General features: G+C 74.4%; 28 protein-coding genes. 19 read left to right on the plus strand and 9 right to left on the minus strand.

Translation table 11 applies throughout. The features are described from left to right. Nucleotides 1–80 precede the first annotated feature (80 nt). From ACYP53_RS29660 to ACYP53_RS29680, 5 genes are all read left to right on the plus strand, one after another. A complete protein-coding gene (locus ACYP53_RS29660; RefSeq protein ID WP_229929234.1) occupies nucleotides 81–554 on the plus strand; it encodes a MarR family winged helix-turn-helix transcriptional regulator in 474 nt (157 codons plus the stop codon). A gap of 105 nt (nucleotides 555–659) precedes the next feature. Further along, the gene (locus tag ACYP53_RS29665; RefSeq protein ID WP_459649644.1) at nucleotides 660–1,337 is read left to right on the plus strand and encodes a TetR/AcrR family transcriptional regulator; all 678 of its coding nucleotides are present in this window, start codon (nucleotides 660–662) and stop codon (nucleotides 1,335–1,337) included. Nucleotides 1,338–1,546: 209 nt separating this feature from the next. Continuing rightward, nucleotides 1,547–3,082 carry an MFS transporter gene (locus ACYP53_RS29670; RefSeq protein WP_189925749.1) on the plus strand — a complete coding sequence of 512 codons (1,536 nt, stop codon included), beginning with the start codon at nucleotides 1,547–1,549 and terminating at the stop codon, nucleotides 3,080–3,082. 212 nt (nucleotides 3,083–3,294) lie between these two features. Further along, nucleotides 3,295–4,908, plus strand: a complete 1,614-nt coding sequence (qcrB, locus tag ACYP53_RS29675) for a cytochrome bc1 complex cytochrome b subunit (protein ID WP_459649645.1) — start codon at nucleotides 3,295–3,297, stop codon at nucleotides 4,906–4,908. Between the two features lie 66 nt (nucleotides 4,909–4,974). Then, nucleotides 4,975–5,418, plus strand: a complete 444-nt coding sequence (locus ACYP53_RS29680) for a PPOX class F420-dependent oxidoreductase (RefSeq protein ID WP_189925745.1) — start codon at nucleotides 4,975–4,977, stop codon at nucleotides 5,416–5,418. Nucleotides 5,419–5,581: 163 nt separating this feature from the next. Here the strand turns inward: ACYP53_RS29680 and ACYP53_RS29685 are convergent, their stop codons facing one another. Continuing rightward, complete coding sequence (locus tag ACYP53_RS29685) at nucleotides 5,582–5,782, minus strand: hypothetical protein (RefSeq protein ID WP_459649646.1); 201 nt, start codon at nucleotides 5,780–5,782, stop codon at nucleotides 5,582–5,584. Next, entirely contained in the window at nucleotides 5,779–6,048 is a 270-nt protein-coding gene (locus tag ACYP53_RS29690; protein ID WP_189925741.1) for a DUF1876 domain-containing protein, read from the minus strand. The genes ACYP53_RS29685 and ACYP53_RS29690 overlap by 4 nt, the downstream gene beginning before the upstream one ends. A gap of 212 nt (nucleotides 6,049–6,260) precedes the next feature. Here ACYP53_RS29690 and ACYP53_RS29695 point away from each other — a divergent pair, with 212 nt between their 5' ends. From ACYP53_RS29695 to ACYP53_RS29710, 4 genes are read left to right on the plus strand one after another with little or no spacing between them, the layout of a single operon-like run. Next, nucleotides 6,261–7,184, plus strand: coding sequence for a YndJ family protein (locus ACYP53_RS29695; RefSeq protein WP_459649647.1), 924 nt, complete (start codon nucleotides 6,261–6,263; stop codon nucleotides 7,182–7,184). Beyond that, the gene (locus ACYP53_RS29700) at nucleotides 7,181–7,693 is read left to right on the plus strand and encodes a DUF1990 family protein (protein ID WP_189925737.1); all 513 of its coding nucleotides are present in this window, start codon (nucleotides 7,181–7,183) and stop codon (nucleotides 7,691–7,693) included. The genes ACYP53_RS29695 and ACYP53_RS29700 overlap by 4 nt, the downstream gene beginning before the upstream one ends. 41 nt (nucleotides 7,694–7,734) lie before the next feature. After that, the gene (locus ACYP53_RS29705) at nucleotides 7,735–8,370 is read left to right on the plus strand and encodes a hypothetical protein (RefSeq protein ID WP_459649648.1); all 636 of its coding nucleotides are present in this window, start codon (nucleotides 7,735–7,737) and stop codon (nucleotides 8,368–8,370) included. Continuing rightward, the gene (locus ACYP53_RS29710; RefSeq protein WP_459649649.1) at nucleotides 8,367–9,074 is read left to right on the plus strand and encodes a hypothetical protein; all 708 of its coding nucleotides are present in this window, start codon (nucleotides 8,367–8,369) and stop codon (nucleotides 9,072–9,074) included. Before ACYP53_RS29705 ends, ACYP53_RS29710 begins: the two co-directional genes overlap by 4 nt. 1 nt (nucleotide 9,075) lies before the next feature. Here the strand turns inward: ACYP53_RS29710 and ACYP53_RS29715 are convergent, their stop codons facing one another. From ACYP53_RS29715 to ACYP53_RS29725, 3 genes are read right to left on the minus strand one after another with little or no spacing between them, the layout of a single operon-like run. Next, nucleotides 9,076–9,840, minus strand: a complete 765-nt coding sequence (locus tag ACYP53_RS29715; RefSeq protein ID WP_459649650.1) for a zf-HC2 domain-containing protein — start codon at nucleotides 9,838–9,840, stop codon at nucleotides 9,076–9,078. Continuing rightward, nucleotides 9,837–10,394, minus strand: a complete 558-nt coding sequence (locus ACYP53_RS29720; protein ID WP_459649849.1) for a sigma-70 family RNA polymerase sigma factor — start codon at nucleotides 10,392–10,394, stop codon at nucleotides 9,837–9,839. Before ACYP53_RS29720 ends, ACYP53_RS29715 begins: the two co-directional genes overlap by 4 nt. Before the next feature lie 48 nt (nucleotides 10,395–10,442). Further along, nucleotides 10,443–11,111: a hypothetical protein gene (locus tag ACYP53_RS29725; RefSeq protein ID WP_459649651.1), complete on the minus strand. Its 669-nt coding sequence runs from the start codon at nucleotides 11,109–11,111 to the stop codon at nucleotides 10,443–10,445. A gap of 159 nt (nucleotides 11,112–11,270) precedes the next feature. Between ACYP53_RS29725 and ACYP53_RS29730 the strand changes: the two genes are divergently transcribed. The 6 genes from ACYP53_RS29730 to ACYP53_RS29755 all read left to right on the plus strand — a co-directional run bounded on the left by ACYP53_RS29730 (nucleotide 11,271) and on the right by ACYP53_RS29755 (nucleotide 16,711). After that, complete coding sequence (locus ACYP53_RS29730; protein WP_189925726.1) at nucleotides 11,271–11,660, plus strand: thioredoxin family protein; 390 nt, start codon at nucleotides 11,271–11,273, stop codon at nucleotides 11,658–11,660. Between the two features lie 118 nt (nucleotides 11,661–11,778). Continuing rightward, on the plus strand, nucleotides 11,779–12,513 hold the full coding sequence (locus ACYP53_RS29735; RefSeq protein WP_459649652.1) for an alpha/beta fold hydrolase: 735 nt from the start codon (nucleotides 11,779–11,781) through the stop codon (nucleotides 12,511–12,513). Between the two features lie 154 nt (nucleotides 12,514–12,667). Next, the gene (locus ACYP53_RS29740; RefSeq protein ID WP_459649653.1) at nucleotides 12,668–13,123 is read left to right on the plus strand and encodes an OsmC family protein; all 456 of its coding nucleotides are present in this window, start codon (nucleotides 12,668–12,670) and stop codon (nucleotides 13,121–13,123) included. After that, a complete protein-coding gene (locus tag ACYP53_RS29745) occupies nucleotides 13,120–14,562 on the plus strand; it encodes a dihydrolipoyl dehydrogenase family protein (protein WP_189925722.1) in 1,443 nt (480 codons plus the stop codon). Before ACYP53_RS29740 ends, ACYP53_RS29745 begins: the two co-directional genes overlap by 4 nt. A 174-nt stretch (nucleotides 14,563–14,736) precedes the next feature. Continuing rightward, on the plus strand, nucleotides 14,737–15,831 hold the full coding sequence (locus ACYP53_RS29750) for a WD40/YVTN/BNR-like repeat-containing protein (RefSeq protein WP_189925719.1): 1,095 nt from the start codon (nucleotides 14,737–14,739) through the stop codon (nucleotides 15,829–15,831). A gap of 124 nt (nucleotides 15,832–15,955) precedes the next feature. Then, nucleotides 15,956–16,711 (plus strand): GNAT family N-acetyltransferase, encoded by a 756-nt coding sequence (locus ACYP53_RS29755; RefSeq protein WP_459649654.1) that lies wholly within the window; start codon nucleotides 15,956–15,958, stop codon nucleotides 16,709–16,711. Nucleotides 16,712–16,765: 54 nt separating this feature from the next. On the opposite strand, the gene ACYP53_RS29760 is transcribed toward ACYP53_RS29755, so the two are convergent. Further along, the gene (locus ACYP53_RS29760) at nucleotides 16,766–17,779 is read right to left on the minus strand and encodes a DUF4436 family protein (RefSeq protein ID WP_459649655.1); all 1,014 of its coding nucleotides are present in this window, start codon (nucleotides 17,777–17,779) and stop codon (nucleotides 16,766–16,768) included. 156 nt (nucleotides 17,780–17,935) lie between these two features. On the opposite strand from ACYP53_RS29760, the gene ACYP53_RS29765 reads away from it, so the two are divergent. Beyond that, complete coding sequence (locus tag ACYP53_RS29765; RefSeq protein ID WP_189925713.1) at nucleotides 17,936–18,970, plus strand: LacI family DNA-binding transcriptional regulator; 1,035 nt, start codon at nucleotides 17,936–17,938, stop codon at nucleotides 18,968–18,970. Nucleotides 18,971–19,024: 54 nt separating this feature from the next. Here the strand turns inward: ACYP53_RS29765 and ACYP53_RS29770 are convergent, their stop codons facing one another. Then, a complete protein-coding gene (locus tag ACYP53_RS29770; RefSeq protein ID WP_189925711.1) occupies nucleotides 19,025–19,543 on the minus strand; it encodes a GNAT family N-acetyltransferase in 519 nt (172 codons plus the stop codon). 109 nt (nucleotides 19,544–19,652) lie between these two features. On the opposite strand from ACYP53_RS29770, the gene ACYP53_RS29775 reads away from it, so the two are divergent. Continuing rightward, entirely contained in the window at nucleotides 19,653–20,774 is a 1,122-nt protein-coding gene (locus tag ACYP53_RS29775; protein ID WP_189925709.1) for a hypothetical protein, read from the plus strand. A gap of 39 nt (nucleotides 20,775–20,813) precedes the next feature. Here the strand turns inward: ACYP53_RS29775 and ACYP53_RS29780 are convergent, their stop codons facing one another. Continuing rightward, nucleotides 20,814–21,293 (minus strand): molybdopterin-dependent oxidoreductase, encoded by a 480-nt coding sequence (locus ACYP53_RS29780; RefSeq protein WP_459649656.1) that lies wholly within the window; start codon nucleotides 21,291–21,293, stop codon nucleotides 20,814–20,816. Between the two features lie 274 nt (nucleotides 21,294–21,567). Between ACYP53_RS29780 and ACYP53_RS29785 the strand changes: the two genes are divergently transcribed. Then, nucleotides 21,568–21,939: a YciI family protein gene (locus ACYP53_RS29785; RefSeq protein WP_459649657.1), complete on the plus strand. Its 372-nt coding sequence runs from the start codon at nucleotides 21,568–21,570 to the stop codon at nucleotides 21,937–21,939. A gap of 274 nt (nucleotides 21,940–22,213) precedes the next feature. Beyond that, nucleotides 22,214–23,470: an RNA polymerase sigma factor gene (locus ACYP53_RS29790; RefSeq protein ID WP_459649850.1), complete on the plus strand. Its 1,257-nt coding sequence runs from the start codon at nucleotides 22,214–22,216 to the stop codon at nucleotides 23,468–23,470. On the opposite strand, the gene ACYP53_RS29795 is transcribed toward ACYP53_RS29790, so the two are convergent. Then, entirely contained in the window at nucleotides 23,467–23,934 is a 468-nt protein-coding gene (locus tag ACYP53_RS29795; RefSeq protein ID WP_459649851.1) for a MarR family winged helix-turn-helix transcriptional regulator, read from the minus strand. The two genes, ACYP53_RS29790 and ACYP53_RS29795, sit on opposite strands and share 4 nt — an antisense overlap. Nucleotides 23,935–24,001: the final 67 nt, after the last annotated feature.

Consider the following 24,001-nt stretch of genomic DNA (forward strand, 5'->3'; position numbering starts at 1 on the left):
CAAGTAAACGCCTCGGCCCCAGTCGGCGCAAGGCCCCGAGGCATACCGAACGAAAACTGCTTGCCCGTACAATCGGCCGCGTGCGTGACTCAAGGAACCAGCCCCTCGCCGAGGCGGGCGGCACCAGCCAGGCCATCGCCCGGGTCTCCCGGCTGCACCGGGCGAACGCCGAGCGCCTGCTGCGCCCGCACGGCCTGCACGCCGGCCAGGAGCTGCTGATGATGCTGCTCTGGGAACGCGGACCGCAGCCGCAGGCGGCTCTGATCGAGGAGCTCGGGGTGGACGCCTCCACCGTGACGCGGATGGTGCAGCGACTGGAGCAGGCGGGGTTCCTGCGGCGCCGGCGCAGCGAGACCGACCGGCGGGCCGTGGTGGTCGAGGCGACGGCGGCGGCCTGCGCGCTGCGCGATCAGGTCGCGCGGTCCTGGCGGGAGCTGGAGGCGATCACCCTGGCCGGTCTCGACGAGGAGGACCGCGCCACGCTGGCGCGCCTGCTGGAACGCCTGGAGCGCAACCTGGGCCCGACGGCCGGGACGGACGCCCCCGAGGTGTGATGCAGGTCACAGTCCGGAAGGAAATTGCGGGGACAGATTCCCCGTTTCTGAGTACGTTGGCCGAAGCGGGGAAAATTTCCCCGGTACTCTGAAGGAGCAGTCGTCGTGACCACCACCGCCGAGTCGGTCCGTCCCGCCGGGAGCGCCCGTACGCCGAAGCTGCGTGCGGACGCGAGCCGGAACCGGGAGCGGATCGTGCTGGCGGCCCGGGACGCGTTCGTCGAGCACGGTGCCGATGCGCCGCTGGACGAGATCGCGAAGCGGGCTGGGGTCGGCAACGCCACTCTCTACCGGAACTTCCCGGACCGGATGGCGCTGATCCAAGAGGTGGCGGTGCTCGTCAAGAACCGCATCCTGGCCCTCGCCGAGACGGCGACGGTGGAGGCGGACGCCGTCGACGGCGACGGCCCGTTCGACGCTCTGCAGCGGTTCGCGCACGCGACCGTCGCGGAGAAGGTCGGCGGTCTCTGCACCCTGTTCAGCAACCATGTCGACCCGCACGACCCGCAGTTGACCGAGGTCCGGGAGCGCCTGCAGTCCGCCGTGGGCGGGCTGATGGAGCGCGCCCGGGCCGCGGGCGAGCTGCGGCCGGACGTCGCGCACGGTGACCTCTTCATCGCGCTGAGCCAACTGGCCCGACCGCTGCCGAACACCTCCTGCCTGATGCTCGACGACTTCGTCCACCGGCACCTGCAGATCTTCCTGGACGGCCTGCGCACGCCGGTCCGTTCGGTCCTGCCCGGCCGGGCGGCGACCTTCGAGGACCTCCAGCCCAAGAACTGACCGACGCACCAGACCTGATCCGAACCCTGATCCGACACCTGATCCGACCGGCGGCACCGGGCGGCCCGCGCTCCTGAGCCACGGCTCGCCCCGGCCCGGACCGGCACGCCCCGAAGCACCCGAAGCACCTCTCCCTGTGCGGCAACCCTCCGTTCCCGTACGGGAGTCGACCGCGCCCGCACACCACGCACCGTGAAGTGAGTACCCCCATGTCTCAAACCGACGCCCGACCGGCGACGCTGCCCGATCCCCGGCGCTGGAAGGCGCTGATATTCATCGGCCTCGCCCAGCTGATGGTCGTCCTCGACGCGACCATCGTGAACATCGCCCTGCCCTCCGCCCAGCGGGACCTCGGCATCACCGACGGCAACCGCCAGTGGGTGATCACCGCCTACGCGCTGGCCTTCGGCGGCCTGCTGCTGTTCGGCGGCCGGATCGCGGACCTCTGGGGCCGCAAGCGGACCTTCACCGTCGGCCTGATCGGCTTCGCCCTCGCCTCCGCCCTGGGCGGCGCCGCGGTGAACACCTCGATGCTGCTCGGCGCCCGCGCCCTGCAGGGCGTCTTCGGCGCGCTGCTCGCCCCGGCCGCGCTCTCGCTGCTCGCGGTGACCTTCACCGAGGCCAAGGAGCGCGCCAAGGCGTTCGGCATCTACGGTGCGATCGCCGGTGGCGGTGGCGCCATCGGCCTGATCCTCGGCGGCCTGCTCACCGAGTACATGAACTGGCGCTGGACCTTCTTCGTCAACATCCCGTTCGCCATCGTGGCCGCCGCCGGCGCCGTGCTGGTGATCCGCGAGCCCGCCGAGGGCCGCAACCGCAACAAGCTGGACGTCCCCGGCGTGCTGCTGGTGACCACCGGTCTGGTCTCGCTGGTGTACGGCTTCACCCGGGCCGAGTCCGCCGGCTGGACGTCCGGCAGCACCCTGGGCCTGTTCGCCGCGGCCGCCGTGCTGCTGGCCGCCTTCGTGGTGGTGGAGCTCAAGGTCAAGGCCCCGCTGCTGCCGCTGCGCGTGGTGCTGGACCGCAACCGCGGCGGGGTGTACCTGTCGCTGGGCATGGCCGTGATCGGCATGTTCGGTCTGTTCCTCTTCCTGACCTACTACCTGCAGATCGTGCTCGGCTACAGCCCGGTGCTGACCGGCGTGGCCTTCCTGCCGATGGTGGCGGGCATGATCACCGGCTCGACCCAGATCGGCGCCCGGCTGATGACCCGGGTCCCGGCGCGCTACCTGATGGCGCCCGGCTTCCTGGTCGCCTCGGTCGGCATGTTCCTGCTGACCCACATCGGCCTGGACACCTCCTACCCGGCGCTGATCCTGCCGGGCCTGGTCCTGATGGGCCTCGGCATGGGCACCGCGTTCATGCCGGCCATGAGCCTCGCCACGCACGGCGTCCAGCCGCGCGACGCGGGCGTGGCCTCCGCCATGGTCAACACCTCGCAGCAGGTCGGCGGCGCCATCGGCACCGCGCTGCTGAACACGATCGCGGCCAGCGCGACCACCACCTGGCTGGCCTCGCACGCCACCGCCGCGGCCGCCGCCTCCCCGGAGGCCGCCAAGGCCCTGCAGTTCCAGGGCATGGTGCACGGGTTCTCGACCGCGATCTGGGTGTCCTTCGGGATCCTGGTGGCCGCCGGCGCCGTCGCCTTCACCTTCATCAACGCCGGCCGGCCCGACGCGGGTCCGGGTGCGGGCGCCGGTGCGGACGACGCGCAGAACGACGCGGTGCCGGTGCTGGTGCACTGACGCCCAAGGGGTGACTCGGGTGCGTACGCGGCCCGTCCGGTGTTCCACGACACCGGGCGGGCCGCTCGCCGTTTCCGGGCGGCCCGTGCCTTTGGGACCTCGAGGCCTCGAACGCACCCCCGACTGGAAGTGGGGATCACTCCCCGATTATGGTGGGGCCCAGTGCGAAGCGGGGACATCTCCCCGGTTCCGTTGGACCGAGGTGCGTGCACATGACCCGGAATCAGAGCCCAGGGCGGGGGCAGAAGGCCGCCGACTGGGCGGACGGCCGGCTGGGGATCTACACCCTGGCCAGGACCAACCTGCGCAAGGTCTTCCCGGACCACTGGTCCTTCATGCTGGGCGAGATCTGCCTCTACACCTTCCTGATCATCATCCTGACCGGCGTCTACCTGACCCTGTTCTTCAAGCCCAGCATGGGCGAGGTCGTCTACGACGGCTCCTACGTGCCGCTCAAGGGCATCGGGATGTCGGAGGCCTACGCCTCCACCGTGGACATCAGCTTCGAGGTCCGCGGCGGTCTGCTGATCCGGCAGATCCACCACTGGGCGGCGGTCGTCTTCGTCGCGGCCATGTTCGTGCACATGATGCGGGTGTTCTTCACCGGCGCCTTCCGCAAGCCGCGCGAGATCAACTGGCTCTTCGGCTTCCTGCTGCTCTTCCTCGGCATGCTGGACGGCTTCTTCGGCTACTCACTGCCGGACGACCTGCTGTCGGGCACCGGAATCCGGTTCATCGAGGGCGTGGTGCTGGCGGTGCCGCTGGTCGGCACGTACATCCAGATGTTCCTGTTCGGCGGGGAGTTCCCGGGCCACGACATCGTGCCGCGGTTCTTCACCGTCCACGTGCTACTGGTCCCGGGCATCATGCTCGGACTCCTGGTGGCGCACCTGATCCTGGTCTTCCACCACAAGCACACCCAGTGGGCGGGCCCGGGCAGGACCGAGAAGAACGTGGTCGGCATGCCGCTGATGCCGGTCTACCTGGCCAAGGCCGGCGGGTTCTTCTTCCTGGTCTTCGGCGTCATCGCGCTGATGTCGGCGGTCGCCACGATCAACCCGATCTGGGCGTACGGCCCGTACCGTCCGGACCAGGTCTCCACCGACGCCCAGCCCGACTGGTACATGGGCTTCGCCGAGGGCCTGATCCGGGTGATGCCCGGCTGGGAGGTCGGCGTCCGGGGCGGCCACACCCTCAACCTCGGGGTGCTGATCCCGTTCCTGCTGTTCCCGGTGATCCTCTTCGCCATCGCCGCCTACCCGTTCGTCGAGAGCTGGGCGACCGACGACCGGCGCGAGCACCACCTGCTCGACCGGCCACGCAACGCGCCCGTCCGCACCGCGTTCGGCGCCGCCTGGATCAGCCTCTACCTGGTGATGCTCGTGGGCGGCGGCAACGACCTGATCGCCACCCACTTCCACCTGTCGCTGAACACCATCACCTACGCCGTCCGGGCCGGGTTCTTCGCCGTGCCGGTGGCCGTCTTCGTGATCACCAAGCGGTGGTGCCTCGGCCTGCAGCGCCGGGACCGCGACAAGGTGCTGCACGGCCGCGAGACCGGCGTCGTCAAGCGCCTGCCGCACGGCGAGTTCACCGAGGTGCACGCCGGGCTCACGCCCGCCGAGCTCCACCGGCTCACCGCACACGAGCAGCCCCACCCCCTCGAACTGCCCGCCCCGGTGGACGAGAATGGAGTGGCCCGTCCGGCGGGGGCGCTCACCCGCACCCGGGCGCGGCTGTCCCGCGGGCTCCACGGCGAGGGCAGCCGGATCCCCAAGCCGACGGCCGAGGAGTACCGCGAGATCACCGACGGCCCCGGGCACTGACCCGACGCCGACGCCCCGACACGCCCGCCGCCGACGCCCCTGCCCCGACGCCAGAGGGAGGACATCGTGCACCACCGAACCGCCCCCCAGCTCGCCGACAGCAGATACCTCCTGCTCACCACCTTCGACGAGGACGGCACCCGGATCGAGTCCCAGCTCTGGGTGGTGCAGGACGGCACGGCGCTCGGCGTCTGGGCCCCCGCCCACTCGGGCGAGGCCGAACGGATCCGCCGCCGCCCCCGGGTGCTGATCGGCCCCTGCGACGCCCACGGTCGCCCGACCGGGCGCCCCGTCCCGGCCCGCGCCCGGCTCTGCGACGCAGACGCCACCGCGCGCTACCGCACCTCGCTGATCAACAAGTACGGCCTGACGGCGCTGGTCGCGCTCGCCCGCAGCCGGTTCCGGGTCGGACTGGCCGGGACGGTCGGGATCCGGATCACCCCGAACGAGCTGGAGCGGCGGCTGGTCGGGCCGGAATGGCAGCTGCCAGGCAGCTACTGCGTCAACTGACGGCGGCGGCGGGGCGGCCGAGCCCGTACGTTCGCCGGGCCCGGGGGACGGGGGCCCGGCGAGCGTGCGGGCTCGGCGCTCGGCGCCTCCCGGTGCGCGGCGTCTCAGGCGTGCGGCGCTCGGCGCTCCCGGCGCTCGACGTTCCCGGCCCGGCTCCCTCGTCTCAGTCCTCGTCGTCCGGCGCCTGCGCCAGGTCCCCGGGCTCGCAGGCCTCCCGGCCGGTCCCGACGTGGACGACCTTGACCACCCGCCCCGGGCCACCGGGCACCACCTGCTGCTCGTGGCCGCAGCGCGGGCAGATCAGCGGGATCCGCGGGCGGGCCGGCTCCGATCCGGTGCCGCCGCCCGCGCGCGGGGCGGTCACGACAGCGGGTGGGTCGGGACCGGGCTGACCTCCTGGATCTCACCGTGGGCCTTGGTGAGCAGCTGGGAGGCGAGGTCGTTGAGCGCGCGGGCGCCCGCGACCTCTTCGCCGACCCGCAGCTGGTCCGGGTCGGAGGGGTGGCGGCTGCTGTACCCGTGGGCACGCAGTTCCGTCCCGTCGCCGAGCCGGAGCAGGGCGGCGGCGCTGGTGCGCGGACCGTCCTCACGGAACTCCATCTCGATGTGCCAACCGACCAGAGTCTGCATGGCGGATCACCTCCATCGGTTACTCCTCCAGAGTGCGCCGCACCCAGCGTGAACACCAGGCCAGCCGGAACGGGGCCAGGTCAGGGCCGGGTCAGCGGCGGCCCCGGGCCTGGCCGGCGGCCGACCCCGAGCCAAGTTGAACGCGTTCAAGTCCGCGGCGTAGAGTCGGCGGCGAAGCTCATTTGAACGCGTTCAAGGAGGGTCTGTCCACCATGGGAAAGGGCACCACCGAACTGGTGGACCTGCTGGTCCTGCTCGGCATGGGCGCCGTCGTCCCGCTCGGCCTCGCCCTGGTCGACGAACCCGGGCTGGCCCGGATCCGCCGGCTCTGGCCGCTCGCCGCCGTACCCGGAGCGCTCTCGCTCTGGCTGCCGCGCGGCGGCCTCGCCACCGGCCCCGCCGTCGTCTACGCGCTGGGCACCCTGGTCATCGCCCTGCACGCACCGCTGCGCCTGGCCCGCACCCGCTCGGTGGCACCCGCCGAGATCGCGGTGCTCACCGCGCTCGCCGCGCCCTCGGTGGCCGGGGTCGCACTGGTCGCCGAACGCTCCGGCTACCCGTTGTTCGGCTTCGAACCACACATCCTGGCACTGACCGTCCCGCACTTCCACTTCGCGGGTTTCACCGCGGCCCTGGTCGCCGGACTGGTCTGCCGCGCCGCCGCACCCGGCCCGGCCGCGACCGCGGCCCGCTGCGCGGCGCTCAGCGTCCCGGCCGGCACCCTGCTGGTGCTCGCCGGGTACTTCCTCGGCAACTGGTGGCAGTTCGCCGGCGCCCTGGTGCTGACCACCGGGATGTGGCTGGTGGGCCTGGTCACCTGGCGCGAGCTGCGCCCCCGCGGCGACGCCGTCACCGCCCGGCTGCTCGCCCTCTCCTCGGCCGTCCTCGCGCTCACCATGGTGCTCGCCCTCTGGTGGGCGCTCGGCCGGGCCGCCAGGCTCCCCCACCCCACCCTGGGCTGGATGGCCGCCACCCACGGCGTCGGCAACGCGCTCGGCTTCGCCCTCTGCGCCCTGCTCGCCTGGCGCCGGCTCACCGCCGACCGCCCCGCCCCCGACCGTCATGTTCCCGGCCGTCGAACCCCCGGCCGCCCCACCCCCGACCGTCCTACCCCCGCCCCGGAGGCCCGGCGATGAACGACTTCAGCTACCCCGAGACGGGCGCCAGCCGCACCGGCGACCTGCCGCCCGGCTACCACCACCTGCGTCACCAGGCGCTGATCGGCCGCGGCCGGCCCGCCCTGGAGGTCGCCGGCGCCGCCCTGCTCGGCTGGCGGATGCACCGTCTGGCGGGCGTCCGGATCGACGCCGGGGCGGAGCGGGCCGCCCCGGGCGTCGCCGTCCGCTGCGCGATCGGGGTCGGCCCGCTGCGGGCCGGCGCCCCCAACCGGGTGCTCCACACCGTCGAGGGCCCGGACCGCTACGGCTTCACCTACGGCACCCGGCACGGCCACCTGGCGCGCGGCGAGGAGACCTTCCTGGTCGAGCTGGGCCCGGACGGCGGCGTCCGGTTCACCGTCACCGCCTTCAGCCGCCCGGTCGTCTGGTGGGCCCGGCTGGCCGGCCCGCTGCTCCCGCTCGCCCAGCGCGCCTTCGCCCGGCACTGCGGGCGGGTGCTGGCCCGGATCGCGGCGGACGCGGCGTAATCGCTTGGCGGGGCGGGCGGGACGTCCGGCATGATCCCCCGATGATGTCGATGCAGCCCGTCCTGGAGATCTTCGCCCCCGAGGGCTTCACGTTCTGGCCGACGGGCGACCACAAGCCGTTCGACCACCTCGTGCTGAACGGGTCGCTGACGCCGGCCGAGGTCGGCACCGCGGTGTGGCGGCTGGCCGACGTCAACGACGTCGAGCTCGACCCCGAGGCGGACGCCGAGCGCGGCCCCCGCCCGGAGGACCCGCTGGGCGGCTTCCTGCACGGGCTGCTCACCGACCCCGACCCGTACGCGCCCGGCGGCCTGCGGGTGACCGACTCCGCCACCGGCACCGTCTTCGTCCCGGGCTGCTGCACCGGCCTGGAGGAGTGGCGCGGCTGGCTGGGCGTGACCGACGGCGGCGGCGCGGCCTGGTTCGGCCACGACCCGGACGCCCGGGTCGAATGGGTCGGCCGGACCGTCAAGCTGACCCAGGACGCCGACGACGCCGACAGCCCGGTGATCGAGCTGCCGCCGGAGGAACTGCGCCGCCTGCTCGCCGGAGCCGAGCGCGACCTGCGCGGTTTCCTGGCCCTCGCCGCGGCCTGGGCCGAGCGGCAGCTGCCCGGCCACGCCGCCGCCCTCACCGCCGCACTCGCCCGCGCCCTCGATCTGGAACCCCCGGCATGACCAGCTTCCACACCCACCGGGCCCGGGTGCACGACCCTTCGCTCCCGGCCCACCGGCGGCACAGCGCGCTGCGGACCTGCCTGACCCTCTTCGCCCCGTACGGCCTGCGGGCGACCTACCACCACCTCACCGTCAGCGCCCGGATGCCCCGGCACCTGGAGACGGACCCGGAGGCGCTGGTCCGCGCGGTGGACGAGCTGCACGAGGCGCGGGAGCTGTGGCGGGCCCGGTCAGAGGCGTATGCGGCGGACCGCCGGGCACAGAAGCGGGCCGGACGGCGGCGGCCGTCGGTGACGCCGTGGTGGGACCGGTACCGGTGGGGGTCGCTGGACGCGGCCTGGCACCGCGACCCCTTCCTGCACCCGCCGTTGAGCCTGCCCGACTACGTCCGGCGGCAGAACGCGCTGCTGGACGGCGCCGAGCTGCCCGGCTGCCCGGCCTGCGGTGAGGAGGGCCCGCCGGTGTCGCTCCCGGCCTGCGACGACCGGGCCGAGCTCTGCCGCTCCTGCGCGCGGGTGCTGACGCCGTGCCCGTGCGGGCGGTGGCACGTCTTCGAGCCGACGATCCGGGTCGGCTGGAGCCGCACGTGGCGGCGGGAGCACATGTCGGGCACCGGCGGGCCGGACCCGCACTGGCCGGGCCTGCGGGGCACGGCCAGGATCGAGCGGCTGACCGCGTACCTCTACCCGCACGGGCCGTACTGAGTCAGGCCCGGTGCGCGGGGACGGTGACCAGGAGGGCGCCGGTGTCCTGGACGCGCACCTCGAAGTGGTCGATGTCGCCGGGTTGGAGGGCCGCGCCGCCGGTGGTGCGCAGCACTCCCTCGTGGTCCCCGTAGCCGTTCGCCGGGACGGACCAGGTGGTCACCGTCTGCTGCGCCCCGCTGCGCGGTACGGCGATCAGGCTGCAGGTCAACGGGCCCTGGACGCCGCCGAGTTGCAGGCTGATCCGGCTGCCCCAGGTGGTGCCGTCGACGCCGACGGTGGCGTGCGCGCCGGTGGTCGGGTCGGTGGCGCTGAACTGTTCGGCCACGGCGACCACGGCCGGGGGGCCGTCGGCGCTGAGCACCGCCGCGGTGACGGCGGGGCCCGCCACCACCGCCGCGGTCGCGGCCAGGGCCACGGCCAGCCGCCGCACCCGGCCCCGCCGCCGGCGGGTGCCGACCTCGGCGACCAGCCGGTCCAGGAGCCGCGGGTCCGGGCGTGGAGCGGGGCCGGCCGGGTCGAGTCCGGCGGTCGTCGCGGCGGCCGCGTACTCGGCCAGCAGCGGTTCCACGAAGCCGAGTTCGGCCACCTGCTCGGCGCACCACGGGCAGCCGGCGAGGTGCTGTTCGAAGGCGGCGTGCTCGGCCGGCTCCAGCAGGCCGAGCACGTAGGCGCCGGCGTCGACGTGCGGCGGGCCGCCGGGCGCCGGGTCCGGGCCGCCGGGCACGGGGGCTCCTCCGGGCACGGGGTCGGGGTGTTCGGTCACGATGTCACTCCCCGTTCCTCCAGCGCGAGCCTGAGCGAGCGCAGTGCGTAGAACACCCGCGACCGTACCGTCCCGGCCGGGATGCCGAGTTCGACGGCCGCCTCGTTGGCCGTGCGGCCCTTCAGATAGGTCTCGACGATGACCTCCCGGTGCGCCGGCGAGAGGTCGCCGAGCGCGTCCGCGACGGTCATCATCCGCAGTGCCCGGTCGAGTTCGTCCTCGGCGGGCAGCACCTCCAGGGCGGACGCGTCCACCTCGCGCGGCCGGGCCAGGGCGCTGCGGTGCCCGTCGATCACGATCCGCCGGGCGACGGTGACCAGCCAGGGCCGCAGCGAGCCCGCCGCCGGGTCGAGCCGGCCGATGTTGCGCCAGGCGCGGACCAGCGTCTCCTGGACGACGTCCTCGGCCCGCTGCCGGTCGCCGGCGACGAGGTGGAGCACGAAGCCGAACAGCGGAGCGGCGTGCTCGTGGTACAGGGCGCGCATCAACTCCTCGTCCGACGCCCCCGCTCCCTGGCCGGCCGTGGCGCCGACGGGGTGCTCCTCGATCACCACTTCATCGTTGCGCACCCGGGCCTCCTGGTCGAGGGCGGTCGACACCGGTCAGTACCCCGGGATGCCGGGCATCGGCGTGGGGGTGGTGGGACGGGGGGTGGCGGGAGCGGGGGTCGCGGGGCTCGGCGTGGCCGGGCTCGGGGTGGTGCCCGGGCCGGTACCCGCCTTGCCGCCGCTCGGGGTCACCGCGAACCAGGTGCCACCCACGCCCTGGCCCTTGGTGTCGCCGGGCTTGGTGTCCGGCGAGTAGCGGTAGACCGGCCAGCCGTTGAGGGTGACCTGCTTGGTGCCGTCGGAGCGGGTGACGGTTCCGACCAGCTTGCTGTCGATGCCCTTCACCGTGACGTCGCCGTTGACGTGCTCGGGCGGCCAGATGACGGCGCAGCTGCCGTTGCAGGAGGACTCCGGCGGGTTGCTCCGGTCCTGGTCGAAGCGGTAGAGCGTGAACCCGGCACTGTCGGTGACGATCGTGCCCAGCTTGGGGTCGGTGGCCGTCCGCAGGGTCGCGCCCGCCGGGGCGCTCGGGCTGCTCGGGGTACTCGGGCTGCTCGGGGCACTCGGAGTACTCGGAGTACTCGGAGTACTCGGAGTACTCGGGGTGCTCGGCGAAGCGGAGGTGCCGCCCCCGGACGAGCCGCAGCCGGCGATCAGGGCGGCCACCGCGATGCCCGAGGCGGCCAGCACGGCGGCCCGGCGGGTGCGGGGTTCGGTGCGCATGGGGTTCCTCCCGTGGTCGGAGCGGACCGGACACCCTCCAGTACGGGCGGCGGCGGCCTGCCGCTCAACGCCGGACGCCCCGGAATACGCTGCCGAGCAGCACCGTTGTCGCGGGCACACGATCTGTACCGGAGCCTCCGGAAGGGAAGGAATCGCGAGATGAGCAGCACGGTCGAGCTGACCAAGGAGAACTTCGACGACATCGTCCCCGGCCCGGAGGGCAAGGACTTCGTCTTCATCGACTTCTGGGCCGGCTGGTGCGGTCCCTGCCGCCAGTTCGCCCCGGTGTACGAGAAGGCGGCCGAGCGCCACTCCGACCTGGTCTTCGCCAAGGTCGACACCGAGGCGCAGCAGGAGCTGGCCTCCGCGTTCGGCATCCAGTCGATCCCGACGCTGGCGATCATCCGTGAGGGCGTGCTCGTCTTCTCGCAGGCCGGCGCGCTGCCGGAGGCGGTCTTCGAGGACCTGATCGGCCAGGCCCGCGGCCTGGACATGGCCGAGGTGAAGCGCAAGGTCGCCGAGGAGCAGGCGGCCGACGGCCAGGCCTGAGCCCCACGCGCCCGCGGCACGACGCTCGTGCCGCGGGCGCGTATATCCGGCGACGCGTGCCTGTTCCACTCCTAGAGTCGTGGTGACAGCGGTCCCACCGACGAAGGAGCGATCCGCCATGAGCACGTTCGTACTGGTCCCGGGGTTCTGGCTCGGCGCCTGGGCCTGGGACGAGGTGGCCGCGCCGCTGCGCGCCGCCGGGCACGCCGTCCATCCGGTCACTCTGCCCGGGGTGGCCGAACGGGCGGGCGAGAGCGGCGAGTTCGGCCTGGCGGAGCACATCGACGACCTGGCCGACCTGTTGGTCCGCGAGGACCTGTGGGAGGTCGTCCTGGTCGCCCACAGCGGCGCCTGCGCCCCGGTGGGCGGGCTCGCGGACCGGATGCCGGAGCGGATCCGCCGGGTGGTCTACCTGGACAGCGGCCCGCTGGTCGACGGCGCCAGGCTCTTCGACCTCTGGTCGCCCGACTACCAGCGGACGGCCGAGGCCTCGGTGGTCGACGGCTGGCTCCCGATGCCGTCCTGGGAGTACCTGAACGGCCAGGGCGCCAGTGTGGAGGGGCTGGACGAGGCCACCCTGGCGCGGGTCCGTTCCCTCGCCACCCCGCACCCGGCCGGGGTGTACCGGGACGAACTGCGGCTGACCGGCGCGGGCGCGGCGCTGCCGCACGCCCTGGTGTCCTGTTCCTTCCCGCTCTCCCAGGTCCGCGAGCTGATCGCGGCCGGCCACCCGTACTTCGCGGGGATGGCCGGGGCCAACTGGGAGCTGCGCGAACTGCCCACCGGGCACTGGCCGATGTTCTCCCGCCCGGCCGACACCGCCGCGGTGCTCGGCGAGCTCGCCGCGCTCTGAGCCCGTCGGGGTACCGCCCGCGCACCGGCCCCGGCTGTCCCCTGCGCGCACCGGTGTGGCCTCTGCGCGTCCTGCGCGTGTCCGTCCGTCGCGCGGGCCCGCCCGGCCCGGCAGGATGGGCCCCACGCCGTAGCCGAGCGGAGAGCGGGATCCCGTGACCGAGCAGTCCAGCCGTACCGAACCGCCCGCCGCCGGGCCCGAGTTCCGGCGGGTCACCAGCGCGCTGGTCACCGGGAGCGCCGCCGACGCGCCGTACCACGTGGACGTCAAGGCCGGCACCCACCCGCTGACCTCGGACGAGCCGGAGCGGCGCGGCGGTTCGGACAGCGGGCCGGAGCCGTTCGCGCTCCTGCTCGCCTCGCTCGGCTCCTGCACCGCGATCACCCTGCGGATGTACGCCGAACGCAAGAAGTGGCCGCTGGAGGCCGTCCGGGTCAGGCTCGGGTACGAGACGGACGGCAGCCGCGGCCGGATCTCCCGCCGGGTCGGCCTGACCGGCGACCTGGACGGGGACCAGCGCACCCGACTGCTCGCCATCTGCGAGCGCACACCCGTCACCCTCGCGCTGCGGGCCGGGGTGGCCATCGAGACGACGGAGGACCGGGCATGACCAGCACCGCCGAGGAGTACGACGTCATCGTCCTGGGGGCCGGCCCGACCGGCGAGAACGTGGCGGACCGGACGGTCGCCGCGGGCCTGCGCACGGTGATCGTGGAGGCCGAACTGGTCGGCGGCGAGTGCTCCTACTGGGCCTGCATGCCGAGCAAGGCGCTGCTGCGCCCGGTGGCCGCGCTGGCCGACGCCCGCGCGGTGGCCGGCTCCCGGGAGGCGGTCGGCGACGGCCGGCTGGACCCGGCCGCGGTGCTGGCCCGACGGGACTCCTTCGCCTCGCACTGGAGCGACGACGGCCAGGTGCGCTGGCTGCGGGACACCGGGATCGAGCTGGTCCGCGGTCACGGCCGGCTGGCCGGCGAGCGGACGGTGACGGTGGAGGCCGAGGACGGCACCGAGCGGGTGCTCACCGCCCGGCACGCCGTCGCGGTGTGCACCGGCAGCCGCCCGGTGCTGCCCGGGCACGTCCCCGGGCTGGCCGACGCCCACCCGTGGACCAACCGGGAGGCGACCGGCTCGCCGGCCGTCCCCGGACGGCTGGCGGTGGTCGGCGGCGGCGTGGTCGGGGTGGAGATGGCCACCGCGTGGCGGGCGCTCGGCTCCGAGGTGGTGCTGCTGGTGCGCGGCGGGGCGCTGCTGCCGCGGATGGAGCCGTTCGCGGGCGAGCTGGTCGCCGAGGGGCTGCGGGAGGCCGGGGTGGACGTCCGCTTCGGCACCGAGGTCGGCTCGCTGGAGCGGGCGGACGGTTCCGGGCCGGTGACGCTCACCCTGGGGGACGGCTCGGTGCTGACCGTCGACGAGGTGCTGTACGCGACCGGCCGGGCCCCGCGCACCGCCGACATCGGGCTGGAGCAGGTCGGGCTGAAGCCTGGCGACTGGCTGGAGGTGGACGACAGCTGCACGGTGCTCGGCGTGGACGGCGGGTGGCTGTACGCCGCCGGGGACGTCAACCACCGGGCCCTGCTCACCCACCAGGGCAAGTACCAGGCCCGGATCACGGGCGCCGCGATCGCCGCCCGCGCCCAGGGGCGCCCGCTGGACACCGCGCGCTGGGGCGCGCACGCCGCGTCCGCGGACCTGGCGGGCGCGCCGCAGGTCGTGTTCACGCAACCGGAAGTCGCCGCCGTCGGCCTGACCCTGGCCGCCGCCGAGGAGGCCGGGCTGCGGGTCAAGGCCGTCGACCACGACCTCGGCGCCGTCGCCGGGGCCTCGCTGTACGGCGACGACTACCGCGGCCGGGCCCGGGTGGTCTTCGACCTGGACCGCGAGGTGCTGGTCGGCGCCTGTCTGGTCGGCCCCGGGGTCGCCGAACTGCTGCACTCGGCGACCGTCGCGGTGGTCGGCGAGGTGCCGATCGACCGGCTCTGGCACGCGGTGCCCGCGTACCCGACGATGAGCGAGGTCTGGCTGCGGCTGCTGGAGGGCTGCCGGGGGTAGCGCGGTGGGCCGGGGGCGCTGCGGGCCGGTGGGCCGGGGGCGGCACCCCCGGCCCGCGCGCACGGCCTCCCGGGTGAACGGCGCGGCGAGATGTGACCACCGGTGGACGGCGGGACACTGGCAGTCGGGGGCCGTCCCCGGGGGGCCGTGCTCGTGACCAGGGTGGTGTGAGGCATGACCGAGGTGCTGTTGGCCGTCGGAACCGAGAAGGGCCTCTTTCTCGGCCGCAGCCGCGACCGGCTGACGTGGGATTTCAGCGGGCCGCACTTCCCGATGAACGCGATCTACTCCGTCTCCGTGGACCGCCGCGACGGCCGCACCAGGGTGCTGGTCGGCGCCGACAGCAGCCACTGGGGGCCCTCGGTCTGGCGCTCCGACGACCTCGGCACCACCTGGTACGAGCCGCCGCAGCCGGCCATCCGCTTCCCCGAGTCCACCGGCGCCTCGCTCACCCGGGTCTGGCAGCTGCAGCCCGCCGGGGCGGAGGCCCCCGGCGTCGTCTACGCGGGCACCGAACCGGCCGCGCTGTTCCGCTCCACCGACGGCGGCGAGACCTTCGCCCTGGTCGAACCGCTCTGGGAGCACCCGCAGCGGCCGCAGTGGGGCGCCGGCTACGGCGGCCAGGGCCTGCACACCATCCTCACCGACCCGCGCGACCCGCAGCGGCTGCTGGTCGCCGTCTCCAGCGGCGGCGTCTACCGCAGCAAGGACGGCGGCGACAGCTGGGAGCCCTCCAACACCGGGCTGCGCGCCGAGTTCCTCCCGGAGGAGAGCCAGTACCCCGAGTTCGGCCAGTGCGTGCACAAGATCGCCCCGGACCCGGTCCACCCCGACCGGCTCTACCTGCAGAACCACGGCGGCGTCTACCGCAGCGACGACTGGGGCGGCAGCTGGCGCTCGATCGTCGACGGGCTGCCCGCCGAGTTCGGCTTCGCCGTCGCCGCCCACCCCCGCCGGGGCGACACCGCCTACCTCTTCCCGCTCGGCGGCTCCGACGACCGCATCCCGCCCGGCCGCCGCTGCCGGGTCTTCCGCACCGCCGACGGCGGGACCAGCTGGCAGCAGCTCGCCGACGGCCTGCCCGGCGAGGACCACTACGGCATCGTGCTGCGCGACGCCCTGCGCACCGACGACGCCGACCCGGCCGGGATCTACTTCGGCAACCGCACCGGCGACGTCTACGGCAGCCGGGACGAGGGCGAGAGCTGGTCACTGCTGAAGTCCCACCTGCCGGACGTGCTGTGCGTCCGCGCGGCGGTGGTGCCCTGAGCCGCCCGGGGGCCCGCACGAGCGCCCCCTCGGCCGGAAAACCGGTTGCCCGGGGGCCGGGTTCTGGTGAGCATGGGCCGCCGACGAACGAATCCCGTGCGAACACGTGAAGAGGGGTGGGGCCATGGCCGAGGCCGACCGGGTGGTCAGGTACGACGGCGACGGCACCGCGGTGCTGCGCTACCTGCCGGGCGAGCGGGACGGCCGCCCCTGGGCCGACCTGCTGGAGGTGCTGGACGACTCGGTGGACGCGGCCGCGTACATCCGGGCCGAGCTGCCCGGGTGGGCGGTCTCCGGCAGCCCCGAACTCGGGCAGCGGCTGGTGGCCGGCGGCGCGACGGTGCTGCGGCACGCCCACACCTTCCGGCGGGACCTGCGGGCCGACCCGCCGCCCGCCGACTGGGCCGGGGCGCCGCTGCGCGAGGGCCTGCGGGCGGTGCCCTGCGACCGGGCGCCCGAGGAGCTGTTCGAGGCCTGGCGGGCCGCCTTCGGGCCCGGGCACGTCGACCACTTCCCGGGCGACGACGCGGGGGCGCTCTCCGAGCGGCTCGGCCCGCTGCTCGCCGGGAAGATCATCGGCCCGGTCCTGCCGTCCAGCCTGCTCGCCGTGGACGCCGAGGACCGGGTGGTCGCCGGGGTGGTCCTGACCGACCGCGACGGCCGGCCCTGGATCGCCGACGTCTTCCGCCACCCCCGGCGCGGCTACCGCGGCCTCGGCGCCGACCTGCTGCGCGGAACGGTCGCGGACGCCGCCGTACGCGGGCTCGCCCACGTGCACCTGGTGGTCAGCGAGGGCAACCCGGCCCGCCGCCTGTACGAGTCGCTGGGCTTCCTGCCGCAGGAGACCTCGCTGACGGTGCTCGTACCCGACGCCGTCTGAGCCGGGGGCGCTGCGGGCCGGGGGGCTACGGGCTGGGCGCTGCGGGCCGGGGCGCTACGGGCCGGGCGGGTGGCCCCCCTCGATCCGGGCGCCGTTCACCACCACCATGGTCAGGCCGACCGCGACCAGCAGCTCCGCCCAGAAGAACGCCGCGTAGTCCAGCAGCGAACCGATCGGCGGGCTGCCGGGCGCGGCGTTGCGCATGCCGACCAGGGCGAACAGGGTGGCCGCCATCCAGCCGAGGGCCGGCCAGACGATCCCGCGCCGCTGCCGGACGATCAGCCAGGCCGCCACCAGGACGGACAGCGCCAGCGCCCACATCGCCGCCATCATGAACCAGGCCAGGATGAAGGTGCTGCGCGAGCGGCTGATCCGCTCGGTGACCGCGACGGCACCGCCCTCGCTCACCTTGGCGCTCTGCTTGAAGGCGAAGAACGGGTCGGCCTCCTGGAGCCCGATCACCACCGGCACGGGCTGCCCGCCGACGCCGGCCTGGAAGCCGATCAGCGCGTGGTAGCGGTCGAACGGGTAGTCCGTGACCCGCCCGTCGAGCAGGTTGAACGTCACCGTGCTGGAGGCGATCTGCTGCCCGGCCGGGTACTTCAGCGAGGTCTGCTCCAGCGAGGTGGTCTCCAGCACGATGTCCCGGGCCGGCACCAGCGTGTCGTCGGCCGCCTCCAGCGCGCCGTGCGGCAGGACCAGGACCTTCGCGGTGAGCGTCTGCGCGGCCGCGTCCACCCGCTGGAGCGTCACGTCCACCTCCAGGAAGTCCGGTCCGGGCACGGTGCCGATGACCTGGGGGTGGCTGCGGCTGGAGCGTTCGTCGAGGTAGAGCAGCAGCCCGGCGACGACGGACAGCACGATCGCCACCAGCACGCCGTACGCGCGCCAGGGCCGGACCTTCGGCCTGGCCGCGCCCGCGGTACGGGCCCGGGCGGGGATGCGGACCCGCGGCCGGGTGGCGCGGCGCGGTGACCGGACGGCCCGGCGGTCCGGCTCCCGACCGTACGACTCTCGGCGGTGCGGCTCCCGGCGGTGCGGCTCCCGGCGCTGTGGCGGCGTGCTCATCGACCCGCTCCCACGGTCGGCGGCGGCCCCGAACGCCGCCCGTCCCGCAAGCGTCGGCAGGGTGCCACCCGCCCCGCAAGCCGGGGCGCCCGATCGGGGCCGGCCCGGCGGCTCGGGAAAGCCGCTGGTCGGAGGCGGTGTGTAGGCTCAACGGTCATGGCAAGGGTGACGCGGGACGATGTGGCGCGGGCGGCGGGGACGTCCACGGCGGTCGTGAGTTATGTGATCAACGACGGGCCGCGGCCGGTGGCGGCGGCGACCCGGGCGCGGGTGCTCGCGGCGGTCGAGGAGCTCGGCTACCGGCCCAACCGGGTCGCCCAGGCCATGGCACGGCGCCGGACCGACCTGCTCGGGATGGTCGTCCCGGACGCCCGGCAGCCGTTCTTCGCCGGGCTGGCGCACGCCGTCGAGCAGGCCGCCACCGAACACGGCAGGCTGCTGCTGATCGGCAACTCCGACTACGCCGACGAGCGCGAGGCCCACTACATCCGCGCCTTCCTCGGCATGCAGGTGGACGGCCTGATCCTGGTCACCCAGGACCCGGCCACCCCCGGGCTGACCGGCTTCGACGTGGCCGACGGCACCCCCGTCGTCCTGCTGCACCACCGTACGGAGAGCCCCGACGGCGTGGCCGTGGTCGCGGACGACGAGGGCGGCGCCCGCGAGGTGGTCCACCACCTGCTCGGGCACGGGCACCCCGAGGTGCACTGCTTCGGCGGCACCCTGGCGCTCAGCCCGCACGACCCGGTCACCGCGCGGACGGCCGGCTGGGCGGCCGCGCTGGAGGAGGCCGGGCTGGACACCGAGGGGCGGCTCACCCCGGCCCCGTTCGACCGCGTCCGGGCGCACGCCGAGGCGCACGCCCTGCTGGCCCGCCCCGACCGGCCGTCCGCCGTGTTCTGCGCGACCGACGACCAGGCGATCGGCCTGCTGCGGGCCGCCGACGACCTGGGGATCCGGGTGCCGGAGGACCTCGCGGTGGCGGGCTTCGACGACATCGCCGAGGCGGTGATCGCCGGGCCCGCGCTGACCACCGTCACCACCGCGCAGGACGAGATGGCCCGCGCGGCGCTGGAGCTCGTCCTCGGCGGGGCGGAGTTCCGCGCCGCCGGCGCCCGGACCTTCCCGGCCCGGCTGGTGGTGCGGCGCTCCTGCGGCTGCCCGGCCCCGGAACGGCCGGGCCGGGGCTGACGGTTCCGGGGGCTGCCGGTTGACGGCTGGCGCTGCCGGTTCCGCCGTCAGCCGTCAGCCGTCGATCAGTTCCTCCGCGAGCAGGTCCATCAGCAGGTTGTCGTGCCAGGTGCCGTCCGACCCGCGCTCGTACTGGCGCATGGTGCCGACCGTGCGGAAGCCGACCTTGGTGTAGCAGCGGATCGCGGCGAGGTTGTCCGCGGCCGGGTCGATCACCAGCCGGTGGTAGTGGTGCTCGTGCACCAGGTACCGGGCCATGGTGCGCACCGCGTCGGTGCCCAGGCCCAGGCCGTGCACCGACGGTTCGAGGTAGAGGTCCATCCCGGCGTGCCGGTACTCGTCGTCGTTGTTCGCGTACCACTGGATGGCGCCGACGACCTGGCCGCCCAGGTCGATCGCGAAGGTCTCGGTGTCGGGCGATTCCAGGTCGTTGGCGACCTCCGCGGGCAGGTCGTCGCCGCCCCGCCAGCGGGCGAACACCTCGGGCGTCCCGCGGATGGCCGCCAGGGCCGGGATGTCGTCGGTGGTGGCCGGTCGGAGCGTCACCAGGGCCCCGTGCAGAATCGTCCCCATATGGGGCATGTTGGCACGGAAACCCGGCTCCGGCGAGCCTTTTCACCGCATCCGCCCCGCCCGTGACCGCGTTGCCCGCACCCGTCGCGGCCAGGGATGATGCTCGGCCGTGACATACCTCATCTTCGGCCTGCTGGGCATTCTCGCCTACGTCGCCGTCCTCAGGGTGCGAACGAACCGGGCCCGGAACTGGGCGCGCACCGAGTTCGACCCGCCCGCGTACGGTCTGGCCCCCCGCGACCGGCTCGACCCGGGCCGCGCCGGGCCGCCGCCGCCCCCGCACCGCCGCCAGGAGTCCCTGGCGACAGCCGAGGCGGCCCGGGCCGGGAACTGGAAGCCCGCCGCCGCGTACGTCGAGGCCGCCGCCGGGCAGGACTGGGACGAGCACTGGTCGCGGTTCGAACTGCTGACCTCCCTCGCCGAGCAGGACGCGGGCTGGCTCAGGGCCTGGCGCGCCGCCGACCCGGGCAACTGCGACGCGGCCGCCCTGGAGGCCGCCCTGATGGTGCACGAGGCCTGGGCGGTCCGCGGCACCGGGTACGCGCACGAGGTGCCCGAGGAAGCCATGCGGACCTTCCGCGCCATGCTGCCCGCGGCCATCGAGGCCGCGAAACGGGCCTCCCTGCTGGACCCGGCCAACCCGGCCCCCTGGGTGGTCATGGTGACCGCCGCCCGCGGCGCGCGGTGCTCGCACAAGCAGTTCGAGGAGCTGTGGCGCGGCCTGGTCGAGCGGGCGCCGTTCCACTACGAGGGCCACTGGCAGGGCATGCAGTACTGGTGCGCCAAGTGGTTCGGCTCGGACCAGAAGATGCTGGCCTTCGCCAAGCGGGCGCTCAAGCGGGCCCCGGCCGGCAGCCCGCTGCCCGGCCTCTACCTGCACGCACTGCACGAGCTGGAGCAGCGCGGGACCCTCGGCACGACCCTGGGCGGCGAGTTGGGCAGGCAGCCGGTCCGGAAGGTCGCGGCCGCCCTCGCCCAGGTCCGCCCCGACCACGAGCGGCTGCCGGTCCTGCGGCACCTGCTCGCCCACTTCGCGGCCAAGGCCGAGCTGCACCGCATCGCGCTGGAGCAGTTCCGGGCGATCGGACCGTGGTGCGGCTGTTACCCGTGGACCGGCCACGACGACCCGGTGGCCGCCTTCGAGCTCGCCCGCGGCGCCGCCGTACGGCTGTCGGGCGCGCGGCCACTGCCGCCGGAGCTGCGGCCCAAGGCGGCGCAGCAGTCGCGGTAGGGCGCAGCGGTCGCAGCGGCGGGTCGGGGGACCGCGGCGCTACCCGCCAAGGGGCGCCGGATCGCCGACGGGTGCCGGATCGCCGAGGGGGCCGAGCCAGACCGCGGTGACGGCGCTGACGTAGCGGGCGCCGCAGTGGTCGTCGGGTACGACGAGCTGCGGACCGACCGCGTCCAGCGGGGCACCGTCCATGCTGGTGGCCAGCAGGATCCGCCGGGCGCCGAACTCCGGGTCGATCTCGGCCCAGGAGACCACCGCCCGGTGGCCGTCGGCGCCGACCACGGAGAGCAGGAAACGCAGCCGCTGCTTGCGCCCGGAGAAGTCGATCCGGGGGCGGGCCGCGCGCAGCACGTCGAGCAGCGCCGGGCCCTCGTAGCCGTGGCGCTGCTCGCCCTCCGTCCGGCAGTCGAAGCTGACGTCGACCCGGTGGGCCGGGAGGGCGCGCAGCTGGTCGACGGTCAGCTCGGCGGGCCGGTCGAGGTGGCCGTGCAGCCGGACGGTGGGTCTCGCGGGGGTCATGGCGCTCCCTCCTCCCGGGCCGCTGCGCCGCGACCCGGGAGGAGGACTACCCGGGGGAGCGCCCGGACATTCGCAGATACCAGCCCGAAGGGCCCTATTCATCCGCAGCTGCGATGAGGAAGACCGGGATCGACCGGGATCTGCGGACTCCTCGGCGCGGCCCGCCGGAATCGGCGGAAGATTTCTTCGCGGCGGGTGTCGAAACGGCGCCGGCCCGTTCGACGCAGGGGTGAGAGGCGGGGAGAGACCCCGCCCGACCTACCGAGGAGTCACCATGCCGCGCTACATGACGCTGATCCGGATCGACGAGCAGGCCAGTGCCGGCTGGGAGCCGGACCCCGGTTTCGAACAGCGGATGGGAGCCCTGTTCGAGGAGATCACCAAGGCCGGGGTGATGCTGGAGACCGCCGGGCTGACCCCGACCGCCCAGGGCACCCGGCTGACCTGGAACGAGGGCAAGCTCGGCCACACCGACGGGCCGTTCACCGAGACCAAGGAGGTCATCGGCGGCTACGCCATCCTGCAGTGCAAGGACCGGGCCGAGGCCCTGGAGTGGACCCGTCGCTTCCTGCAGACCCACCCGGCGGGCTGGAGCGTCGGGGCTGAGGTCCGGCAGATCGACGAGCAGCCGCAGCTCCCGAAGTAGCAGTGGTCGCGGCGGTGTTTGCCTCCCTCTCCGCCGGCTGCTCTGATGGGTGGCCGTGACGGAGAGGGCAGCGGCGCACGACACCGCGACGAACGACCTGGCGGCGGACGGCACGACGGTGACCGGCGTGGCGGCGGACACGACAGCCGGCACGACGGTGACCGGCTCGGCGGCGGACACGACAGCCGGCACGACGGTGACCGGCTCGGCGGCGGACACGACAGCCGGCACGACGGTGACCGGCTCGGCGGCGGACACGACAGCCGGCACGGCGGTGGACGGCTCGGCGACCGAGGCCGTCGAGGCCGTGTTCCGGATCGAGTCCGCCCGGATCATCGCCGGGGTGACCCGGATCGTCCGGGACGTGGGGATAGCCGAAGAGCTGGCGCAGGACGCGCTGGTGGCCGCGCTGGAGCGGTGGCCGCGGGAGGGCGTCCCGGACAACCCGGGCGCCTGGCTGACGGCCACCGCCAAGCACCGGGCGATCGACCTGGTCCGCCGCCGGGAGGTGTACGCGCGCAAACTCGCCGAGGTGGGGCGCTCGTTGGAGGACGTGCCGGCGCCGGCGCCGGCCGAGCCGGACGACATCGACGACGACCTGCTGCGGCTGATCTTCACCGCCTGCCACCCGGTGCTGTCGGCGGAGGCGCGGATCGCGCTCACCCTCCGGCTGCTCGGCGGGCTGACCACCCCGGAGATCGCCCGCGCCTTCCTGGTCCCCGAGCCGACGGTGGCGCAGCGGATCGTCCGGGCGAAGCGGGCGCTGGCCGGGGCGGCGGTGCCGTTCGAGGTGCCGTACGGGGAGGACCGGGCGCAGCGGCTGTCGTCGGTGCTGGAGGTCATCTACCTGATCTTCAACGAGGGCTACTCGGCGACCGCGGGGGACGATCTGCTCCGCCCCGGGCTGTGCGAGGACGCGCTGCGGCTGGCCCGGGTGCTCGCCGCGCTGATGCCGGCCGAGCCGGAGGCGCACGGGCTGGCGGCGCTGCTGGAGTTCCAGGCCTCGCGCACGGCCGCCCGGACGGGGCCGGACGGCCGGCCGGTGCTGCTGGCGGACCAGAACCGGGCCCGCTGGGACGGGCTGCTGATCCGGCGCGGCTTCGACGCCCTGCAACGGGCGGGCACCGGGCCGTACTCGGTGCAGGCCGCGATCGCCGCCTGCCACGCGAAGGCGCGGCGCTACCCGGATACCGACTGGGCGACGATCGCCGCGTTGTACGAGCGGCTGCTGGTGCTGTCGCCGTCCCCGGTGGTGGCGTTGAACCGGGCGGTGGCCGTGTCGATGGCCCGGGGACCGGCCGCGGCGCTGGAACTGGTGGACGCGCTGGCGGCGGAACCGGCCCTGCGCGGCTACCACCTGCTGCCGAGCGTGCGGGGCGACCTGCTGGCCCGGCTGGGGCGGGCGGAGGAGGCCAGGGCGGAGTTCGAGCGGGCGGCGGAGCTGACCCGCAACGAGCGGGAGCGGGAGCTGCTGCGGGAGCGGGCGGCGGGCCTCGCGGAGGGCTGGACGGAGGGCCAGGCAGACGACTAAGGCGTCTCGTCCAGCCGCAGTCGGGCGCTCACCGTGCCGAGGCTCTCGGCGAGGACGGCCAGCTGTTCGCGGGTGAGCACGTCGATCAGCAGCTCGCGGACCAGGGCGACGTGCCCGGGCGCGGCCTGGCGCAGCATCTCCCGTCCCTGGTCGGTGAGTTCGGCGAAGACGCCGCGCACGTCACTGGGACAGGAGCGGCGGGCGACCAGGCCCATCCGCTCCAGCTGGGTGACCTGGTAGGTCAGGCCGCTCTTGGAGGTGACGAGCTTGTCGGCGAGTTCGGTCATCCGCAGCGAGTCGCCGGGGGCGGCGGAGAGGTGCACCAGGATCTCGTACTGCTGGTGCGAGAGGCCGGAGTCCTCCTTGAGCTGGCGTTCCAGCCGGCGGTTCAGCAGGTTGCTCGCGACGACGAAGCCCCGCCAGGCGGCCATCTCGTCCTGGTCCAGCCAACGGGGTTCGTTCAGTGAGGACATGGGTGAATCCTACTCCTGTTGTTCAAATTCGAACGAAGGTGTACCGTCGACCGGAGTA

The sequence above is a fragment of the Kitasatospora sp. Ki12 genome (genome assembly GCF_054601375.1).

Excerpts from the sequence above, each read along its gene's own strand:
- ACYP53_RS29670 (WP_189925749.1), top strand. The coding sequence starts at position 1,547 with ATGTCTCAAACCGACGCCCGACCGGCGACGCTGCCCGATCCCCGGCGC.
- qcrB (WP_459649645.1), top strand. The coding sequence starts at position 3,295 with ATGACCCGGAATCAGAGCCCAGGGCGGGGGCAGAAGGCCGCCGACTGG.
- ACYP53_RS29690 (WP_189925741.1), bottom strand. The coding sequence starts at position 6,048 with ATGCAGACTCTGGTCGGTTGGCACATCGAGATGGAGTTCCGTGAGGAC.
- ACYP53_RS29695 (WP_459649647.1), top strand. The coding sequence starts at position 6,261 with ATGGGAAAGGGCACCACCGAACTGGTGGACCTGCTGGTCCTGCTCGGC.
- ACYP53_RS29700 (WP_189925737.1), top strand. The coding sequence starts at position 7,181 with ATGAACGACTTCAGCTACCCCGAGACGGGCGCCAGCCGCACCGGCGAC.
- ACYP53_RS29705 (WP_459649648.1), top strand. The coding sequence starts at position 7,735 with ATGATGTCGATGCAGCCCGTCCTGGAGATCTTCGCCCCCGAGGGCTTC.
- ACYP53_RS29710 (WP_459649649.1), top strand. The coding sequence starts at position 8,367 with ATGACCAGCTTCCACACCCACCGGGCCCGGGTGCACGACCCTTCGCTC.
- ACYP53_RS29725 (WP_459649651.1), bottom strand. The coding sequence starts at position 11,111 with ATGCGCACCGAACCCCGCACCCGCCGGGCCGCCGTGCTGGCCGCCTCG.
- ACYP53_RS29730 (WP_189925726.1), top strand. The coding sequence starts at position 11,271 with ATGAGCAGCACGGTCGAGCTGACCAAGGAGAACTTCGACGACATCGTC.
- ACYP53_RS29735 (WP_459649652.1), top strand. The coding sequence starts at position 11,779 with ATGAGCACGTTCGTACTGGTCCCGGGGTTCTGGCTCGGCGCCTGGGCC.
- ACYP53_RS29745 (WP_189925722.1), top strand. The coding sequence starts at position 13,120 with ATGACCAGCACCGCCGAGGAGTACGACGTCATCGTCCTGGGGGCCGGC.
- ACYP53_RS29750 (WP_189925719.1), top strand. The coding sequence starts at position 14,737 with ATGACCGAGGTGCTGTTGGCCGTCGGAACCGAGAAGGGCCTCTTTCTC.
- ACYP53_RS29755 (WP_459649654.1), top strand. The coding sequence starts at position 15,956 with ATGGCCGAGGCCGACCGGGTGGTCAGGTACGACGGCGACGGCACCGCG.
- ACYP53_RS29760 (WP_459649655.1), bottom strand. The coding sequence starts at position 17,779 with ATGAGCACGCCGCCACAGCGCCGGGAGCCGCACCGCCGGGAGCCGCAC.
- ACYP53_RS29765 (WP_189925713.1), top strand. The coding sequence starts at position 17,936 with ATGGCAAGGGTGACGCGGGACGATGTGGCGCGGGCGGCGGGGACGTCC.
- ACYP53_RS29770 (WP_189925711.1), bottom strand. The coding sequence starts at position 19,543 with ATGGGGACGATTCTGCACGGGGCCCTGGTGACGCTCCGACCGGCCACC.
- ACYP53_RS29780 (WP_459649656.1), bottom strand. The coding sequence starts at position 21,293 with ATGACCCCCGCGAGACCCACCGTCCGGCTGCACGGCCACCTCGACCGG.
- ACYP53_RS29785 (WP_459649657.1), top strand. The coding sequence starts at position 21,568 with ATGCCGCGCTACATGACGCTGATCCGGATCGACGAGCAGGCCAGTGCC.